Source organism: Streptomyces sp. NPDC050287 (assembly GCF_044459385.1).
Lineage (GTDB): Bacteria > Actinomycetota > Actinomycetes > Streptomycetales > Streptomycetaceae > Streptomyces.
This window is the reverse complement of the sequence record NZ_JBITIY010000003.1, coordinates 747051-765102: the sequence shown is the minus strand read 5'-3', so window position 1 is coordinate 765102 and position 18052 is coordinate 747051. Positions and strand designations below refer to the sequence as shown.

The window sequence follows — 18052 nt, the reverse complement described above, 5'->3', positions numbered from 1 at the left end:
GGCGGCACGACGACCGCACGCGATGAACGGTATCCAGTACGCGCCGAACGGTCAGACCGGCCGGTTTTCCGCACCCCTTCCGCTGCGCGTGATGCCCTCGGTCCTGCGCGAACCCTTGCTGGCCCATCTTCCATACTGTAGACAATATTTCGTCGACAGAGTTCGGCAGTTCCTCGGTACCCTCGACCGAACGGAGCTCCCTCGTATGAAAGTCGCAGTACTCGGTGCCGGAGCCATCGGCGCCTATGTCGGTGCCGCGCTCCACCGTGCGGGCGCCGACGTGCACCTCGTCGCCCGTGGACCGCATCTGGCGGCCATGAGGCAGCACGGCGTCCGCGTGCTCAGCCCGCGCGGCGACTTCACCGCCCGTGCCCACGCCACCGACGACCCGGCCGAGATCGGCCCGGTCGACTTCGTCCTCCTCGGCCTGAAGGCCCACTCGTACGCGGCGTGCGGGCCGCTGATCGAGCCCCTTCTCGACGACTCCACGGCGGTGATCGCCGCCCAGAACGGCATTCCCTGGTGGTACTTCCACCGGCACGGCGGCCCCTACGACGGCCACCGCGTCGAGAGCGTGGACCCCGGCGGCGCGGTCAGTGCGGTGCTCGCCCCCCAGCGGGCCATCGGCTGTGTCGTCTACGCGGCGACCGAGCTCGAAGGTCCTGGTGTCGTACGGCACTTGGAAGGCACCCGGTTCTCCGTCGGCGAGCCCGACCGGAGCATCTCCGCGCGCTGTGCGGCCTTCAGCGAGGCCATGCGGGCCGGCGGACTGAAGTGCCCGGTCGAGCCGGATCTGCGCAACGACATCTGGCTCAAGCTGCTCGGCAACATCTCCTTCAACCCGATCAGCGCGCTGGCCCGCGCCACCATGCGGCAGATGTGCCTGCACGGCGGTACCCGCAAGGTCATCGAGATCATGATGGCCGAGACGCTCGCCGTCGCCGAGGCCCTGGGCTGCGAGGTCGGCGTCTCCATCGAGCGCCGGCTCGCGGGCGCCGAACGGGTCGGCGACCACCGCACCTCGACGCTCCAGGACCTGGAGCGCGGCAAGCCGCTGGAACTCGACGTGCTGCTCGCGGCCGTCGTCGAGCTGGCGGAGATCACCGGCGTCCCGGTGCCCACCCTGCGCACCGTGCACGCCATCTCGGACCTGCTCGCGCTGAGGAGCGCCGCATGAAGAGCGCCCACATGAGAGGCGCCCGTATGAGGAGTGCCGTATGAGGAGCCCCTGCAAATGGAGCTCCCGTTCGAAGAGCCCCCGCGTGAGGAGCGTCGTATGAGGAAACGCGACCGGACCCCGAAGACCTACACCCGGCTCACCCACCCCCTGGTGCGCGATTCCCGCGACGAGCCGTTCCGGCAGGCCACCTGGGACGAGGCGCTGGACCGTGCCGCCCGGGGCCTGCGGGCGGCGCGCGGCGCGTTCGGGATGTTCTCCTGCGCGCGCGCCACCAACGAGATGAACTACGTGGCGCAGAAGTTCGCCCGGGTCGTGATGGGCACCAACAACGTCGACTCCTGCAACCGGACGTGTCACGCCCCGAGCGTCGCCGGTCTGTCCGCCGCCTTCGGATCGGGCGGCGGGACCTCGTCGTACGAGGAGATCGAGCATACGGACGTCATCGTGATGTGGGGCTCCAACGCCCGTTTCGCGCACCCGATCTTCTTCCAGCACGTGCTGAAGGGGATCCACAACGGCGCCCGTATGTATGCCGTCGATCCGCGGCGGACGTCCACCGCCGAGTGGGCGGAGAGCTGGCTGGGGCTGAACGTCGGCACGGACATCCCGATGGCGCACGCGATCGGCCGCGAGATCATCCACGCGGGCCTGGCGAACGAGGCGTTCATCGAGCGGGCGACCAGCGACTTCGAGGAGTACCGAAAGCTCGTCGAGCCGTGGACGCTGTCGCTCGCGGAGAAGGTGACGGGCGTACCGGCCGCCGCCATGAGGGAGTTGGCGCACGCCTACGCCCGCGCCGAGCGCGCCCAGCTGTGCTGGACCCTCGGCATCACCGAGCACCACAACGGCACCGACAACGTACGGGCGTTGATCAACCTGTCGCTGCTGACCGGTCACGTGGGCCGCTACGGCTCCGGGCTGCAGCCCCTGCGCGGGCAGAACAACGTGCAGGGCGGCGGCGACATGGGCGCGATCCCCAACCGGCTGCCCGGGTTCCAGGACATCCTCGACCCCGGCTCCCGCCGGAAGTTCGAGTCGGCGTGGGACACGGTCATCCAGCCGCACTACGGGATGAACCTGACGGAGATGTTCGAGGCGATGGAGGAGGGCACGCTCAAAGCGGTCTACTGCGTCGGCGAGAACCCGGCCCAGTCGGAGGCCGACAGCGAGCAGGCCGTACGCCGCATGAAGCAGCTGGACTTCCTGGTCGTGCAGGACATCTTCCTCACGAGGACGGCGGAGTTGGCGGACGTCGTGCTGCCCGCGACCGCGGGCTGGGCGGAGACGGACGGCACCACGACCAACAGTGAGCGCCGGGTCCAGCGGGTCCGGCGGGCGGTCACACCGCCCGGTGAGGCGCGCGAGGACATCGACATCATCTGCGAGCTGGCCGCGCGGCTGGGCCACGACTGGAAGTACGCCGACTCGGAGGCCGTCTGGAACGAGCTGCGTTCGGTCTCGCCGGACCACTACGGGATGACGTACGACCGTCTGGAGGAGCACCAGGGCATCCAGTGGCCCTGCCCCGACCCCGACCGGCTCGAACCGACGTATCTGCACGGCCGGTTGTGGGAGAAGGACCCGGAGAAACGGGGCCGGCCGGCGCCGTTCGGCCTCGTGCAGCACGACCCGCCGGTCGACCTCACGGACGAGGAGTACCCGATCCGGCTCACCACCGGCCGACGGCTCGACTCGTACAACACCGGGGTGCAGAGCGGGAGTTTCGCCTCCCCGCTGCGACGCGGCGAGTTCGTCGAGCTGTGCCCGGAGGACGCCGAGCGGTACGGGGTCGTCCTCGGCGAGGAGGTGCGGGTCAGCTCGCGGCGCGGCTCGGTACGGGCGCCCGTGTGGGTGGACACCGCCCTGCGGCCCGGGCTGGCCTTCATGACCATGCACTTTCCCGACGAGGTGGACACCAACCAGCTGACGATCGAGGCGAACTGCCCGATCGCGGGAACGGCGGAGTTCAAGGCGTCGGCGATCCGGATCGAGAAGCTGCCGATCACGACGACCGTCGGTTGACCCGAGTTGTTCCGCTCAAGAGTGAGGTGACCTGGTGGATCTGCGCTTCGGTGACAGCAAGCCGACGGACGACGAACGGGCGGCGGTCGACGCCCTGCTGGGCCCGCCCGAGTCCTCCTGGGAGGGGGCCGCCCGCGACGAGATGAGGGCCGCCGACCTGAGGTGGGCGCGCGGCGGCCGCGCGGCCCGGGACCGCCGCGACCTGCTGCTGCCGGGGCTGCACGCGATCAACGACCGGATCGGCTGGATCAGCGAGGGCGCCCTGGACTACCTGTGCCGGCGGCTGACGGTGCCGCCGGCCGAGGCGTACGGGGTGGCCACCTTCTACGCGATGTTCTCCGTCAAGCCCCGGCCCGCGACCGTGCTCCACGTCTGCACGGACCTCGCGTGCGCGGCCGCCGGGGCGTCAGAGCTGTGCGCCGGGATCGAGGCGCGGCTGGGCCCGGGCAGCGGGGTGTCGGTGGAGCGCGGCCCCTGCCTCGGTCTGTGCGAACGGGCTCCGGCCGCGCTCGCGGTCAAGTCCGGCGATCCGGTGCGTACGGCGGTCTCGGCGCCGGCGACGGTGGAGGCGGCCGTCCTCGCGGCGAGCGCGCCCGACTCGGCACCTGAGGAACCGCCGGCCGCGATGGCGGTGCCGCAGGCGGGCGATCCGTCGCTGACGCTGCTGCGCCGCGTCGGCCTCGTGGATCCGAGGTCGCTCGACGACTACCGCGCCCACGGCGGCTACACCGCCCTGCGCCGCGCCTTCGAGCTGGGTCCGGCCGGAGTCATCCGCGAGGTGACCGACTCCGGCCTGGTCGGACGGGGCGGCGCCGCCTTCCCCACCGGCCGCAAATGGCAGGCGACGGCGTCCCAGCCCGACCGTCCGCACTACCTGGTGTGCAACGCGGACGAATCCGAGCCCGGCACCTTCAAGGACCGCGTGATCATGGAGGGCGACCCGTACGCGCTGGTCGAGGCCATGACCATCGCGGCGTACGCGACCGGCGCCCACCAGGGCCACCTCTACCTGCGCGGGGAGTATCCGCGGGCGATCCGCCGCATGCGGCACGCCCTTGACCAGGCCCGTGCCCGCGGTCTGCTCGGCGACGACATCCTCGGCCAGGGCTACGCCTTCGACATCGAGATCCGGCGGGGCGCGGGCGCCTACATCTGCGGCGAGGAGACGGCACTCTTCAACTCCATCGAGGGCTACCGGGGCGAGCCCCGCTCCAAGCCGCCCTTCCCCGTGGAGAAGGGCCTGTTCGGCAAGCCGACTGTCGAGAACAACGTCGAGACGCTGGTCAACGTCCTGCCGATCCTGACCATGGGCGCCCCGGCGTACGCGGCGATCGGCACTCAGCGTTCCACCGGGCCCAAGCTGTTCTGCGTGTCGGGCAGTGTGGAGCGGCCCGGGATCTACGAGCTGCCGTTCGGGGCGACACTGGGCGAGCTGCTGGAGCTCGCGGGCGTGCGCGAGGGGCTGCGGGCGGTGCTGCTCGGCGGGGCGGCCGGCGGCTTCGTACGGCCGGACGAGACGGACATCCCGCTCACCTTCGAAGGCACCCGTCAGGCGGGCACCACACTCGGATCCGGGGTCGTGATGGCCTTCGACGACACGGTTCCGCTCCCCCGGCTGCTGCTGCGGATCGCCGAGTTCTTCCGGGACGAGTCCTGTGGGCAGTGCGTGCCGTGCCGGGTCGGGACCGTACGGCAGGAGGAGGCGCTGACCCGGATCGTGCAGCGCACCGGGGTGGCCGCGTCCGACGACATCGCCCTGCTCAGGGAGGTCGGCCGCGCGATGCGGGACGCCTCCATCTGCGGTCTGGGGCAGACCGCGTGGAACGCCGTGGAATCCGCCATCGACCGTCTGGGGGCGTACGAATGACCGCTCATCGTCGCACAGGAGCCGCCGTATGACCGTGACACCGCTGGGGATTCCCCGCCGGCTGCTGGAGTTCACGATCGACGGCGAGGAGGCCAGGGTCCCCGAGGGCTCGACGATCCTGGACGCGTGCCGGGCGGCCGGGAAGGACATCCCGACCCTCTGCCAGGGCGACACCCTCACGCCGAAGAACGCCTGCCGGGTCTGTGTCGTCGAGGTCGAGGGGTCCCGCACCCTCGTCCCGGCCTGCTCCCGCACGGCGGAGCCCGGCATGGAAGTGCGTACCGACACGGAGCGCACCCGGCACAGCCGCAAGATCGTCCTGGAGCTGCTCGCCTCCTCGGTCGACTTGTCGACCACCCCGCGGGCGGCCGAGTGGATCAAGGAGTACGAGGCCGAGCCGGACCGTTTCGGCCCGGACGCGGCCCGCCTGAACGAGGAACCGAAGATCGACAACGACCTGTACGTGCGCGACTACGACAAGTGCATCCTCTGCTACAAGTGCGTGGACGCCTGCGGCGACCAGTGGCAGAACACCTTCGCGATCTCGGTCGCCGGACGCGGCTTCGACGCCCGGATCGCGGTCGAGCACGACGCGCCCCTGACCGACTCGGCGTGCGTGTACTGCGGAAACTGCATCGAGGTCTGCCCCACCGGGGCCCTGTCCTTCAAGTCGGAGTTCGACATGCGGGCGGCCGGTACGTGGGACGAGTCGGCGCAGACGGAGACGACCACGGTCTGCGCGTACTGCGGAGTGGGCTGCAACCTGACGCTGCACGTGCAGGACAATGAGATCGTGAAGGTCACCTCGCCGCACGACAACCCGGTGACCCACGGCAATCTCTGCATCAAGGGCCGTTTCGGCTACCAGCACGTACAGAACCGGGGCTGATCAGGACATGGGACGAGTCACGGAACGACGCAAGGTGATCCGGATCCGGGACGGGGTGGTCTCCAGCCGCCCGGACACGCTCGTCGCCGAGGAACCACTGGAGATCAGGCTCAACGGCAAGGCGCTCGCCATCACGATGCGCACGCCGGGCGACGACTTCGCGCTCGCCGCCGGCTTCCTGGTGAGCGAGGGGGTGCTGGCCGCCGCGTCCGACCTGCTCAACATCGTCTACTGCGCGGGCGCGACGGTGGACGGGTCGAACACGTACAACGTGGTGGACGTGCGGACCACGCCGGGCGTGACGATGCCCGACTTCACGCTGGAGCGGAACGTCTACACCACCTCGTCCTGCGGCCTGTGCGGCAAGGCGAGCCTCGACGCCGTGCGGACGACGGCCCGCTGGCCCATCTCCGACACTCCCCCGGTCCGGGTGGACCCCGAGCTGCTCGCGAGCCTGCCCGACCGGCTGCGTGCGGCCCAGCGGGTCTTCGACCGGACCGGGGGCCTGCACGCGGCGGCCCTGTTCACCGAGGAGGGGGAGCTGGTCGACATACGGGAGGACGTGGGCCGGCACAACGCGGTCGACAAGCTGGTCGGCCGCGCCCTGCAGAACGGGGACCTGCCGCTGTCCCGCACGATCCTGCTGGTGTCCGGCCGGGCCTCCTTCGAGCTGGCCCAGAAGGCCGTGATGGCGGGCATCCCGGTGCTGTCGGCCGTCTCCGCGCCCTCCTCCCTGGCGGTGGACCTGGCCGCGGAGACGGGGCTGACCCTGGTGGGCTTCCTGCGGGGCGCCTCCATGAACGTGTACGCGGGCGAGGACCGCATCGCTCTGCGGGCCGCGGCCTCCCAGGGCTGACCGGTTTCCCCGCGACACGGCGGCGGGGCCCCGACCGGCGGGGAGCGCCCCCTGCGCCGCAGGGGCCCCGCCTCAGCCCGCCGTCCGCCGCTCCGCGACCTCGGCGGTGAGGGGTGAGGTTGAGGGGCGGGACGCCGGCATGAGCGCTCAGACGAAGCGCACCCCGGCCGCCGTCACCACCGTGCCCAGCCGAGGGAAGTCCAGTCGCACCGACGCGTCGTGCTCAGCGGCGGTGAGCGCGGTCATGGCGTCCTCGACGAACACCAGGTCGTAGCCGAGGTCGCCGGCCGCGCGGGCGGTGGACTCCACGCCGAGGTTGGTGGCGATGCCACCGAACACCAGGGTGGTGACGCCGAGTTGCCGCAGGCGCTCGTCCAGGCCGGTGCCCTGGAAGGCGCCGATGGTCCGCTTGACGATCTCCAGGTCACCGTCACGGGCCAGGCCCGCCACCAGACCGCTGCCGGGCGGCTGCTCGGCGGCACCGGGGCGCTCGACGCGCACGAGGACGACGGGCGCGCCGACCGAGCGGAACGCGACCGCCAACTCCTCGGCGACGGCCAGGACTTCGGTGCCCTTCCGGGGTTCCAGGGGGAGGGCGAGGGTGCGCTCCATGAGGTCGACGAGCACGAGGGCGGTGCGCGCGGGATCGAGCGCCGGGCCGGAATCGGCGGTGCGGGGTGCCGTCATGACGGAACGTTATCCCCCGTCAGCCCTCCGTACCGGAAATCCGGATCAACAGGCCCATGAACTGGTCGCGTTCGGCCGGTGACAGAGGGGCGAGCAGGTCGTCGTTGGCCTCGCGGGCCACCTTCTCGCAGCGCTTCAGCAGACGTGCGCCCTCGCCGGTGAGGGAGACCGCGTTCTTGCGCCGGTCCTTGGGATCGGGCGCGCGCACGACGAGGCCGGCCGACTGGAGGTCGTTGAGGATGCCGACGACGTCCTTGGGGTCGAGCCGGACGCTGCGGCCGAGGTCGGCCTGGGCGACGGGGGCGAGGTCACGGACGGCGGAGAGCACGACGTGATGCCACATCTTCATGCCCTCCGCGGCGAGCGCCTCGGCCACCAGGGCGCGCCCGCGGGCTGCCGCCCGGCCGAGCAGCCAGCTGGGCAGGGAACGGATGGCGGGGAGGGGTGCGTCGGCCATGCCTCGATCCTAGCGAATATTTGTTGGGGATCCCTATGATCTCGACTATCATTGGCCACTCCAACGTTGGGGACCCCAATGTCTTTCCCCTGTTGTGGTGAACCCGTTCAAGACCTCAGGAGGTGCGCTCCGTGCGCCGTGTCCGCTACGACTCCCCCGGCGGCCCCCTGTTCCTGGAGGAGGCCCCGCTCCCCGCACCCGGTCCCGGTGAACTCCTCGTGCGCTGCGAGGCCGTCGGTGTCACGCTCCCCGTCGTCCGCAAGGTCACCGAGGCCGCCGAGCCGGTCCCGCTCGGCGGCGAGATCGCCGGTGAGGTGGTGGCCGTGGGGCCCGAGGTCACCCGCTTCCAGGTCGGCGACCGCGTGACGGGCCTGTGCTTCGGCCACGGCTACGCCGACTACGCGCCCCTCCACGAGGCCATGGCCTCCCCCGTCCCCGCGGGGGCCTCGGCCGCCGACGCGGTGGCGCTGGTCCGCAGCGGCCTGGTCGCGCTCGGCGCCCTCCACGCCGCGCGGCCGGAGCCGGGTGAGAGCGCCCTGGTCACGGCCGCGGCGAGCGGGGTCGGCCAGTTGGCGGTGCGGCTCGCGCGGGCGCGCGGCGCGGCCCGGGTGGTGGGCGCGGTCTCCGACCCGGCGAAGGCCGGTTTCGTGCGCTCCCTCGGCGCCGACGCGGTGGTGGTCTACGGCGACGAGGACTGGGGAGAGCCGGTGGACTACGTCCTCGACGCGGTCGGCGGCGACCTGCTCACCCCGGCCGTCGCCGCGCTCGCCCCCGGCGGCCGGCTCGTGGCGTACAGCTCGGGCGGCGGGACCGTCCGGGCGTACGACCTCCTCGTGGGCGCCAAGTCCGTCATCGGGTTCCAGATGGCGCGGGTCGCCCGCGAGGAGCCGCAGCGGTACGAGGGGTGGCGCCGGGAGCTGTGGCGGATGTTCGCGCGCGGCACCCTCCGGCCGGCGGTGCACGGGACGTTCGCGCTGGAGGACGCGGCACGGGCGCACGAGGTGATCGCCTCGCGCCGCAACCTCGGGAAGGTACTGCTGCGCCCGTGACGCGCCCACCGCTCCCGGTCACGTGGCTGACGGATCGTCAGACCTACGATCTTGTGGTGTCCGGACCGGAAAGGGCAGGAGCCCCATGTCGGCATGGCATCACGCACGTCTGAGACCCACCCTGGCAGCGGCCGTCACCGCGACGGCACTGGCGCTGGCCGTCTCCCCCACTCCCGTACACGCCCGATCCGACTCCCGCGCGCCGGAGTTCGAGCAGCGGGTCCTCTTCACACCTTCCCAGGACCCCGGCTACGCCTGCTTCCGCATCCCGGCGATGGTGCGGACCGTCGACGGGACCCTGCTGGCCTTCGCCGAGGGCCGGGTCGTCAACTGCGGTGACGCGGCCGACATCGACATCGTCCTCAAGCGCTCCACGGACGGCGGCCGCACCTGGAGCCCGCTCCAGGTGGTCAACGACGGCGGCGGCGACACCCACGGCAACCCCAGCCCGGTCGTCGACCGGGCCACCGGTCGCGTCCTGCTCGCCGAGACCTACAACACCGGCCGCCCCGACGCCGAGAACTGTTCCGTGCCCTGCGACCGCTCCCCGCGTCTGCAGTACAGCGACGACGACGGACTGACCTGGTCGGCGCCGCGCGACCTGAGCGCCGAGACCCGGCCCGCGCGGTGGAACTCCTGGTACGCCACCGGCCCCGTGCACGGCGTCCAGCTCACGCACGGCCCGCACGCCGGGCGGCTGGTGGTCGGCGTCAACTCCGAGACGTGGGACGGCAGCCGGGTCACCGCCAACCACGCGGCCCTGGTCGTCAGCGACGACGGCGGCGACCACTGGAAGGTCGGCGCCACCGACTCCTGGCCGGTCCCCGCGGACGGTGCGTTCCGGCAGAAGCCGTCCGAGCTGACCCTCACCGAACGCGCCGACGGCTCGCTGCTGGTCAGCGGCCGGGAACAGGACGGCACCGGCCTCGGCCACCGCACCCAGGCCGTCAGCCTGGACGGCGGCGGCACCTTCGCCGCCCCCTTCGCCGCCCTCCCCGACCTGTACGCGCCCCAGGTCCAGTGCGCGACGCTCCCCTTCCGCGGACGCGTCCTGCTGTCCTGCCCGGCCGATCCCGACCGCCGCCGGACCATGATGATCCGCTCCTCCTACGACGGCGGCGCCACCTGGGACAGCGTCGACCGGGGCGCGGTCGTGACCGCCGACTGGTCCGGCTACTCCGACCTGGCCCCGGTCGACGAGGACACCGTGGGCCTGCTGTACGAGGGCGGGACCGTCGACGCCCACGACGAGATCCGGTTCGCCCGCTTCACCGACGACTGGCTCGGGCCGCGTCGCACCGCGGATCCCACCACCGCCGACCTGGCCCCGGGCGGGCTGCCCGCGGCGGTGCTCGGCGGGGCGAGAAAGACGGACGGCGCCCTCGGCGGCGCCCTCGGGTTCGACGGCGCCGACGACGCCGTACGCCTGCCGTACCGCAGTCAACTCCCCCTCGGGACGAAGGACTTCACCGTGTCCCTGTGGTTCCGGTACACCGCCCCCTGCGGGGAGCAGCCGCTGCTGTGGATGGGCGGGGTGGGCAACTACCAGCCGCAGGTCACGCTGCGCGCGGATCCCGCGGGCCACCGGCTGCGGGGCCAGATCACCGTGCGGGACGGCGCCAGGACCGTACGCGCCGCCGATGTGAGCGGCACCGCCGCCCACAACGACGGCACCTGGCACCGCGTGGCCCTGCGGCGGGGCGGTAACCGGCTGACCCTGTTCGTCGACGGGACCGCGGTCGGCGGCACCGCGGACGTGACCGGTTCCGTCAGCCGCAACTCGCCGTTCGGGGTGCACATCGGGCAGCGGATGGACAGCCGGGCCTTCTTCACCGGGGCCATCGACGACGTCCGGGTCTGGGACCGGGCCCTCACCGACGCGGAACTCGCCGCCCGGACCGCGCCCGTGACCGACCTGGTCCTCTGGCTCCCCATGGACCGGGTGAGCGACAGCCGCTAACGTCCCGGAGGGTGCCCGAGGACACACGAGCACGACAGCGCACGGGAACCGGGGTCGGACTGCTGCTGGCCCTGGTTCTCGCGGCCGTGCTGCTCACCGCGCTCCCGGACGACGACGGCCGCCGCCACGCCGACGCCTGCCGAGCGCACACCGTCGGCTCCTGGTCGGCCGACGACCGCCTCACCGCCGAGTTCGCCCGCTACGGCGACGACGCCACCCGCGGCGACGACTGGACCGGCGGCGACGGCACCCACTCGGTGCGGCTCCCGGACGGCCGGCTGCTGTGGCTGTTCTCCGACACCTACCTGGGCCAGGTGCACGGCCCGCCGAACCCCGTCGGCGAGTCCTTCGCCTGGCGGGACGGCAGCGCGCCCCTGGTGCGCAACTCGGCGGTCGTGATGCGCGACGGCCGCCTGGAGAGCACGCTCCCCGCGCCCCTCTTCCCCGACCCCGGCCCGAACCAGTGGCGCTGGCCGGTCGCGGCCCGGGTCGAGCCCCGCTCCCCCGGCTCCTCGGAGCGGGTGCTGCGGGTGCTGTTGTGGGTGCGGACCGCGGGCGCGGCGCCGTGGGTGTACGGCGTGCCCACCGCCACCGAGGTCGCCACGCTCGCCCTGCCCGACCTGCGCGTGGAGTCCGTGACCGAGGTGCTCGACCAGCGGCTCGTCCGGGACCCGTCCCGGCGGGTGCTGTACGGCACGACGCTGGTCGAACGGGGCGGCTGGACGTACGTCTTCGGCGGCGACGACGGGCAGGCCGCGTCCCGGCCCGCCTCGCACGCGTATCTGGCGCGGGTCCCCGAGGGCGGGCTCGGGGACCCAGCCGCCTGGGAGTACTGGGACGGCTCCGGCTGGGCGGTGCGCGCCCGCCCGGCGGCGGTGCTCGGGGACGGGCGGCGCACCGGGGTGGGCAGCGCGTTCTCGGTGGTGCGCCGGGGCGGGACGTACGTCCTGTTCACGATGGCCGCGGGGACGCGCGGACTGACCACGGTGACGTCGTACTGGGCCTGCTCCCCCACCGGGCCCTGGCACGGCCCGGCGAAGGACTTCACACCGACGTTGCCGGCCGGTCAGGTCGCCGCGTACAACCCGCAGATCCACACCGCGCTGGGCGACGGCGGGCGGCTGGTGCTCAGCTACGACGTCAACTGGCTGGAGCCGACAGCGGCCGCCGCGCAGCTCAACCGGAACGTGTCGCTGTACCGACCGCGGTTCGTGACGCTGCGGCTGAAGCCGACGGCGTGACCTCCTCGGCCTCCGCGGGCACGTCGTGCGAGCGGCGCTTGGCGATCACCGCGCACACCATCAGCTGCATCTGGTGGAAGAGCATCAGCGGCAGCACGGCCAGCGAGGCGTGCGCGCCGAACAGGACGCTCGCCATGGGCAGCCCGGAGGCGAGGGACTTCTTCGAGCCGGCGAACTGGATCGCGATCCGGTCCGCCCGGCCGAAGCGCAGCGCCTTGCCGCCGTACCAGGTCAGGGTGAGCATCACGGCGAGCAGCACGGCCTCGACGACCAGCAGCCCGCCCAGTCGGACGGGACTGACCTGGTGCCAGATGCCCTGGACCATGCCCTCACTGAACGCCGTGTAGACGACGAGGAGGATCGACCCGCGGTCGACCAGCCCGAGCACCTTCTTGTGCCGGGTGATGAAACCTCCGATCCAACGGCGCAGCACCTGCCCGGCGAGGAACGGCACCAGCAGCTGGAGCACGATCTTCAGGAGCGAGTCGGCCGAGAACCCTCCGCCGCCGCTGCCGAGCAGGGCGGCGGCCAGCAGCGGGGTGACGAGGATGCCGACCAGGGAGGAGAAGGAGCCCGCGCAGATCGCGGCGGGCACGTTGCCGCGGGCCATCGAGGTGAACGCGATCGAGGACTGGACGGTCGACGGCACCAGGGTGAGGAAGAGCAGGCCCTGGTAGAGCGGGTGGGTCAGGAACACCGGCACGAGCCCTCGGGCCGCCAGGCCCAGCAGCGGGAAGACGACGAACGTGCAGGCCAGCACCGTGACGTGGAGGCGCCAGTGCCTGAGTCCGTCCAGGGCCTCACGGGTGGACAGCCGGGCGCCGTACAGGAAGAACAGGAAGGCGATCGCGGCCGTCGAGGCGCCGGAGGCCACGTCGGCGCCCGTGCCGCGTGCGGGGAGCAGGGCCGCGAGGCCCACCGTCGCGAGCAACAGCAGGATGTAGGGGTCGATCGGCATCCAGCTCGGCCGGCGCAGGCGTTTCACGGTGCTCCACTTGCTGATTGTCGTGTGCGCGTACAGGTGCACGGCCAGGCCCACGGGGCCTGCCTGGCGTGCGGTCGGGGTCCGGAAGGCCCCCTTCCATCGTCCTCCTCCGACCCTTGATCGGGAATCCGGCATACCGTTCTGACTGTCATCACGTTCCGCGATAGCGTGGCAGGCGTGTACGACCCTTCCCAGCTGCGTACGTTCCTGGCGGTGGCACAGACGCTGAGCTTCACGCAGGCCGCACGGCGCCTCGGTCTGCGCCAGTCCACCGTCAGCCAGCATGTGCGGCGGCTGGAGGACGCCGCCGGGCGGCAGCTGTTCAGCCGGGACACCCACTCCGTGGAGCTCACCGAGGACGGCGAGGCGATGCTGGGTTTCGCGCGCCGGATCCTGGAGGTGCACGAGCAGGCGACGGCGTTCTTCACGGGCACGCGGGTGCGCGGCCGGCTGCGGTTCGGCGCCTCGGAGGACTTCGTGCTGACCCGGCTGCCGGAGATCCTGGAGGCCTTCCGCTACGACCATCCCGAGGTCGACCTGGAGCTGACGGTCGAGCTGTCGGGCACCCTGCACGAGCAGCTGGCGGCCGGGAAGCTGGACCTGGTGCTGGCGAAGCGGCGCCCCGAGGATCCGCGCGGCCGGCTGGTGTGGCGCGACGAGCTGGCGTGGATCGGTGCGGAGCGGCTGCGGCTGGACGCGGAGCGCCCGGTGCCGCTGATCGTCTACCCGCCGCCGGGCATCACCCGGGCGCTCGCCCTGGAGGCCCTGGAACGGCAGGGACGGCCCTGGCGCATCGCCTGCACCAGCGGCAGCCTCAACGGCCTGATCGCGGCGGCCCGAGCCGGCCTCGGCGTGATGGCCCACTCCCGCGGCCTGATCCCGCCCGGCCTGGTCCGCGTCCCCGACCGCGCCGGCCTGCCGGAACTCGGCCGGGTCGACTTCGTCCTGGTCCACGGCCACCGCCGCACACCCGCCGAGGGCGCCGCCGACGCGCTGGCGGCGGCGATCCTGGCGGGCGGGGACCGACTGCACCGACGCTGAGGCGAAAGTGACAGATCCGACCGTTCGGACGCTGACCAAGGAGGGGGTCGTGCGCTGACGTACGGGCCGGCCCGTCGGCCCTGCGCAAAGGCCGTCAACCGGGCAAAGGGGCGTCGTGGCGTCGTACAGATTCGGTGGAGATTACGGGACCGAAACTTACTCAACCGTCAGCTTTCTGTCCGACCCTTCCCCATGTGAGCGCATTTCACGTCACTGACCTGTACACACCTGAGCACTGCTCGTGTTCGGCCCCCCTCCCGCACGGTTCCCGGGTGAGGTAGCTTTCACGGCGCTGTGGGGAGCGCCACCAGAAGCGGGGAGCGGGGTTTGCGCGAGTTCACCAACCCTCCGTTGGCGTTGGCACCGCCGGTGGGCGGTCTGGCCGATGTCGTTTTTCAGCATGCCCAGGAGGACCCGCTGCACATCGCGCTCGGCCGCAAGGACGACGACGGCCGGTGGCGGGACGTGACCGCCGCCGAGTTCCGGGACGAGGTCCTCGCCCTCGCCAAGGGTCTGCTGGCTCAGGGCATCCGCTTCGGCGACCGGGTCGCGATCATGTCCCGGACCCGCTACGAGTGGACGCTGTTCGACTTCGCGCTGTGGACCATCGGCGCCCAGGTGGTGCCGGTGTACCCCACCTCCTCGGCCGAGCAGTGCTTCTGGATGCTCTACGACGCCGAGTGCACGGCTGCGGTGGTGGAGCACGAGGACCACGCGATGACCATCGCGACCGTCATCGACCGGCTGCCGCAGCTGCGCCAGCTGTGGCAGCTGGACTCGGGCGCCGTGCGGGAGCTGTACGACGCCGGCGCCCACATCGACGACGAGGTGGTGCACCGGCACCGGCAGGCGGTCACTCCCGACTCGGTCGCGACGATCATCTACACCTCCGGCACCACCGGCCGCCCCAAGGGCTGTGTCATCTCGCACGGCAATTTCATGTACGAGGCGGACACGATGATCAAGCGCTGGGAGCCGGTGTTCCACTCGAAGAAGGGCGACGAGGCGGCGACCTTGCTGTTCCTGCCGCTCGCGCACGTCTTCGGACGGATGGTGGAGGTCGCCACGATCCGCGGCAAGGTGAAGTTCGGCCACCAGCCGCAGATGAGCGCGGCCGCCCTGATGCCCGACCTGGCCGCGTTCAAGCCGACGTTCTTCCTCGGGGTGCCGTACATCTTCGAGAAGGTCTTCAACGCCTCCCGCCGCAAGGCCGAGAAGGAGGGCAAGGCCGGGCCGTTCGGGAAGTCCGTCGAGGTCGCCGTGAAGTACGCGGAGGCCACGGAGGCCAAGGCCTGGGGCATCGGGCCGGGCCCGTCGGCGGGTCTGCGCATGCAGCACCAGCTCTTCGACAAGCTCGTCTACTCCAAGATGCGGGCGGCGATGGGCGGCCGTATCCGGCACGCGATGACCGGCGGCTCGGGCATGGACCGGCGCCTCGGGCTGTTCTTCGCGGGCGCGGGCGTGCACATCTACGAGGGGTACGGGCTCACCGAGACCACCGCCGCCGCCACCGCCAACCCGCCGGAGCGCACCCGCTTCGGCACCGTCGGGCAGCCCATCCCCGGCATGACCGTGCACATCGCGGACGACGGCGAGATCTGGCTGCGCGGCGACAACGTCTTCCAGGGCTATCTCAACAACCCCAAGGCCACCGACGAGGCCCTGCACGACGGCTGGCTGGCCACGGGCGACCTGGGCGCCCTCGACGAGGACGGCTACCTCACCATCACCGGCCGCAAGAAGGAGATCCTGGTGACCTCCGGCGGCAAGAGCGTGTCGCCCGGTGCGCTGGAGGAACGCGTCCGCGACCACCCGCTGGTCGCCCAGTGCATCCTCGTCGGCAACGACCGGCCGTACATCGCCGCCCTGGTCACCCTGGACCAGGAGGCCGTCGAACACTGGCTGACGATGCGCAACAAGCCGCAGATGCCGGCGGCCCAGCTGGTGCGGGACGCCGACCTGGAGACCGAGGTGCGACGGGCCGTGGTGGCCGCCAACACCCTGGTCTCGCAGGCCGAGTCGATCCGCACCTTCCGTATCCTGGCCCAGCCCTTCACCGAGGAGCACGGCCTGCTGACCCCGTCGCTCAAGCTCAAGCGCAAGGCCATCGAGAACGCGTACGCGGGCGAGGTCGAGGCGCTGTACCGGGCCTAGCATTCGCTAACTGATACCGACCCGGAAGATCTTGTCCGAGCCGTCCGCCTCGCCTCCGTTGTTGTCGCAGTTGGTGGTCGACAGCCACAGCTGGTCGGCGCCCGGCACTTTGGTGACCGTGCGCAGCCGGCCGTAGGTGCCGACGTAGTACGCCGTCGGGGTGCCGACGCTCTCCTTGTCGCCGTTGATCGGGATCCGCCACAGGCGTTCGCCGCGCAGGGACGCCATGTAGACGACGTTGCGGACGATGGCGATGCCGCTGGGCGAGGCCTCGGAGACGCTCCAGGTCGCCTTCGGGTTGGTCATCCCGGCGACGCTGCAGGAGCCCTCGCAGGTGGGCCAGCCGTAGTTGGCGCCCGGCTTGATCAGGTTCAGTTCGTCCTTGGAGCTGTTGCCGAACTCCGCCTCCCACAACCGGCCGTTGCGGTCGAAGGCGAGGCCCTGCGGGTTGCGGTGACCGAGGGAGTACACGTAGGTCCCGAAGGGGTTGCCGGGGGCCGGTTTCCCGTCCGTCGTCATGCGCAGGATCTTGCCGTTGAGGGAGTTCTTGTCCTGGGCGAGGTCGGGTGTCTGGGCCTCGCCGGTGGAGACGTAGAGGTAGCCGTCGGGGCCGAAGGCGAGACGGCCGCCGTTGTGGTAGCGGTTCTTCTTGATGCCCTGGAGCAGGACGGTGTAGTCGCTCAGGGAGCTTCCGTCGTACGTCATACGGACCACGCGGTTGCCCTCGGACGCGGTGTGCATGAAGTAGACGTAGTGGTTGCTCGCCCACTTGGGGTCGACGGCGACGCCGAGGAGCCCGCCCTCGCCGTTCGTGGTGACGGCGTTGGGGACAGTCCCCACCTGCGTCCTCGCCCCGGCCTTCGTGACCTTCCAGACGCGGAAGTCGTCCCGCTCGGTGACCAGGGCGGACTGTCCGTCGGGCAGCCAGAAGATGCCCCACGGGATCGTCCAGCCCGTGGACAGGGTGGAGACGGACGACGGGACGCCGCCGTCGGTGGCGCACGCCTTCGTGGTGACGTTCACCGTGTTGCTCTGCGCGGACACGTTGCCCGCCGCGTCGCGGGCGACGACGTTCAGGGCGTACGGGCTGTCGCAGGCGAGCCCGGTCAGGGTGGTCGACGTACCGCTGGTGACCGTCTTGTAGACCGTGGTGTCACTGCGCACGTCGTACGCCACGACCGCCCGGTCGTCCGTCGAGGCGCCCCACTTCAGGTCGACGCTGTTCGACGTGACGCCGGCCGCGGACAGGGTGCCGGGCTTCTTCGGTGGTGTGGTGTCGGAGCTCGGCTTGGTCGTGCAGTCGACGACCGGGCTCGCGGAGGACGTGTTGCCGGCCGCGTCCCGGGCGATGACGGTGAGGTTGTACGTCGTGCCGGGTGCGAGGCCGGTCAGCGCTTTGGAAGTCGAACTCCCCGGCGCCTCACCGATCTTGTTGCCGTGCTCGTAGAGGTCGTACGCCGTGACGCCCACGTTGTCCGTGGCGGCACCCCAGGCCAGGGTCAGGCCGTTCTCGCCGATGTCCGGGCAACTGGGCCGGCCGGGGCGGGTCGGGGGCTGGGTGTCGGCCGCCGCGGCGACGCTGCCCCCGGTGAGGCCGACGAGTGGGAGGGCGAGGGCCAGGGAGAGGCCCCACGCCAGTGTTCTGGTGGGTTTCATGGTTGTCC

Annotated in this window: 14 protein-coding genes; 10 read left to right on the top strand and 4 right to left on the bottom strand. The window is 71.7% G+C overall.

What is annotated here, in order from left to right; translation table 11 throughout:
* Positions 1-205: 205 nt before the first annotated feature.
* The 5 genes from ACIBK3_RS13815 (at position 206) to fdhD (ending at position 6814) form a co-directional block, all read left to right on the top strand.
* On the top strand, positions 206-1177 hold the full coding sequence (locus tag ACIBK3_RS13815) for a 2-dehydropantoate 2-reductase (protein WP_399365133.1): 972 nt from the start codon (positions 206-208) through the stop codon (positions 1175-1177).
* 99 nt (positions 1178-1276) lie between these two features.
* Positions 1277-3202 carry a molybdopterin oxidoreductase family protein gene (locus tag ACIBK3_RS13810; protein ID WP_399365131.1) on the top strand — a complete coding sequence of 642 codons (1926 nt, stop codon included), beginning with the start codon at positions 1277-1279 and terminating at the stop codon, positions 3200-3202.
* Between the two features lie 34 nt (positions 3203-3236).
* Positions 3237-5069 carry an NAD(P)H-dependent oxidoreductase subunit E gene (locus ACIBK3_RS13805; RefSeq protein ID WP_399365129.1) on the top strand — a complete coding sequence of 611 codons (1833 nt, stop codon included), beginning with the start codon at positions 3237-3239 and terminating at the stop codon, positions 5067-5069.
* 28 nt (positions 5070-5097) lie between these two features.
* Entirely contained in the window at positions 5098-5958 is an 861-nt protein-coding gene (locus tag ACIBK3_RS13800; RefSeq protein ID WP_399365127.1) for a 2Fe-2S iron-sulfur cluster-binding protein, read from the top strand.
* Positions 5959-5965: 7 nt separating this feature from the next.
* The gene (gene fdhD, locus ACIBK3_RS13795; protein ID WP_399365125.1) at positions 5966-6814 is read left to right on the top strand and encodes a formate dehydrogenase accessory sulfurtransferase FdhD; all 849 of its coding nucleotides are present in this window, start codon (positions 5966-5968) and stop codon (positions 6812-6814) included.
* Between the two features lie 147 nt (positions 6815-6961).
* Here the strand turns inward: fdhD and ACIBK3_RS13790 are convergent, their stop codons facing one another.
* Together ACIBK3_RS13790 and ACIBK3_RS13785 are read right to left on the bottom strand one after the other, a co-directional pair.
* Positions 6962-7501 (bottom strand): isochorismatase family protein, encoded by a 540-nt coding sequence (locus ACIBK3_RS13790; protein WP_399365123.1) that lies wholly within the window; start codon positions 7499-7501, stop codon positions 6962-6964.
* A gap of 19 nt (positions 7502-7520) precedes the next feature.
* Complete coding sequence (locus ACIBK3_RS13785; RefSeq protein WP_399365121.1) at positions 7521-7958, bottom strand: MarR family winged helix-turn-helix transcriptional regulator; 438 nt, start codon at positions 7956-7958, stop codon at positions 7521-7523.
* A 131-nt stretch (positions 7959-8089) separates the two neighbouring features.
* Between ACIBK3_RS13785 and ACIBK3_RS13780 the strand changes: the two genes are divergently transcribed.
* From ACIBK3_RS13780 to ACIBK3_RS13770, 3 genes are all read left to right on the top strand, one after another.
* Positions 8090-9007 carry a zinc-binding alcohol dehydrogenase family protein gene (locus ACIBK3_RS13780; protein ID WP_399365119.1) on the top strand — a complete coding sequence of 306 codons (918 nt, stop codon included), beginning with the start codon at positions 8090-8092 and terminating at the stop codon, positions 9005-9007.
* Positions 9008-9092: 85 nt separating this feature from the next.
* Positions 9093-10967 carry an exo-alpha-sialidase gene (locus tag ACIBK3_RS13775; protein ID WP_399365117.1) on the top strand — a complete coding sequence of 625 codons (1875 nt, stop codon included), beginning with the start codon at positions 9093-9095 and terminating at the stop codon, positions 10965-10967.
* 11 nt (positions 10968-10978) lie between these two features.
* A complete protein-coding gene (locus ACIBK3_RS13770; RefSeq protein ID WP_399365115.1) occupies positions 10979-12208 on the top strand; it encodes a DUF4185 domain-containing protein in 1230 nt (409 codons plus the stop codon).
* On the opposite strand, the gene ACIBK3_RS13765 is transcribed toward ACIBK3_RS13770, so the two are convergent.
* On the bottom strand, positions 12144-13166 hold the full coding sequence (locus ACIBK3_RS13765; protein ID WP_399365580.1) for a bile acid:sodium symporter family protein: 1023 nt from the start codon (positions 13164-13166) through the stop codon (positions 12144-12146). The two genes, ACIBK3_RS13770 and ACIBK3_RS13765, sit on opposite strands and share 65 nt — an antisense overlap.
* Before the next feature lie 204 nt (positions 13167-13370).
* Between ACIBK3_RS13765 and ACIBK3_RS13760 the strand changes: the two genes are divergently transcribed.
* A complete protein-coding gene (locus tag ACIBK3_RS13760) occupies positions 13371-14234 on the top strand; it encodes a LysR substrate-binding domain-containing protein (protein WP_399365113.1) in 864 nt (287 codons plus the stop codon).
* 327 nt (positions 14235-14561) lie between these two features.
* Positions 14562-16388 (top strand): AMP-dependent synthetase/ligase, encoded by a 1827-nt coding sequence (locus tag ACIBK3_RS13755; RefSeq protein ID WP_399365111.1) that lies wholly within the window; start codon positions 14562-14564, stop codon positions 16386-16388.
* Between the two features lie 6 nt (positions 16389-16394).
* Here the strand turns inward: ACIBK3_RS13755 and ACIBK3_RS13750 are convergent, their stop codons facing one another.
* Positions 16395-18044 carry a PQQ-dependent sugar dehydrogenase gene (locus ACIBK3_RS13750; protein WP_399365109.1) on the bottom strand — a complete coding sequence of 550 codons (1650 nt, stop codon included), beginning with the start codon at positions 18042-18044 and terminating at the stop codon, positions 16395-16397.
* Between the last annotated feature and the right edge of the window lie 8 nt (positions 18045-18052).

What these genes read in the sequence shown, in the direction of transcription:
- ACIBK3_RS13815 (WP_399365133.1), top strand. Translation starts at nt 206, where the DNA reads ATGAAAGTCGCAGTACTCGGTGCCGGAGCCATCGGCGCCTATGTCGGT.
- ACIBK3_RS13810 (WP_399365131.1), top strand. Translation starts at nt 1,277, where the DNA reads ATGAGGAAACGCGACCGGACCCCGAAGACCTACACCCGGCTCACCCAC.
- ACIBK3_RS13800 (WP_399365127.1), top strand. Translation starts at nt 5,098, where the DNA reads ATGACCGTGACACCGCTGGGGATTCCCCGCCGGCTGCTGGAGTTCACG.
- fdhD (WP_399365125.1), top strand. Translation starts at nt 5,966, where the DNA reads ATGGGACGAGTCACGGAACGACGCAAGGTGATCCGGATCCGGGACGGG.
- ACIBK3_RS13790 (WP_399365123.1), bottom strand. Translation starts at nt 7,501, where the DNA reads ATGACGGCACCCCGCACCGCCGATTCCGGCCCGGCGCTCGATCCCGCG.
- ACIBK3_RS13785 (WP_399365121.1), bottom strand. Translation starts at nt 7,958, where the DNA reads ATGGCCGACGCACCCCTCCCCGCCATCCGTTCCCTGCCCAGCTGGCTG.
- ACIBK3_RS13775 (WP_399365117.1), top strand. Translation starts at nt 9,093, where the DNA reads ATGTCGGCATGGCATCACGCACGTCTGAGACCCACCCTGGCAGCGGCC.
- ACIBK3_RS13765 (WP_399365580.1), bottom strand. Translation starts at nt 13,166, where the DNA reads ATGCCGATCGACCCCTACATCCTGCTGTTGCTCGCGACGGTGGGCCTC.
- ACIBK3_RS13750 (WP_399365109.1), bottom strand. Translation starts at nt 18,044, where the DNA reads ATGAAACCCACCAGAACACTGGCGTGGGGCCTCTCCCTGGCCCTCGCC.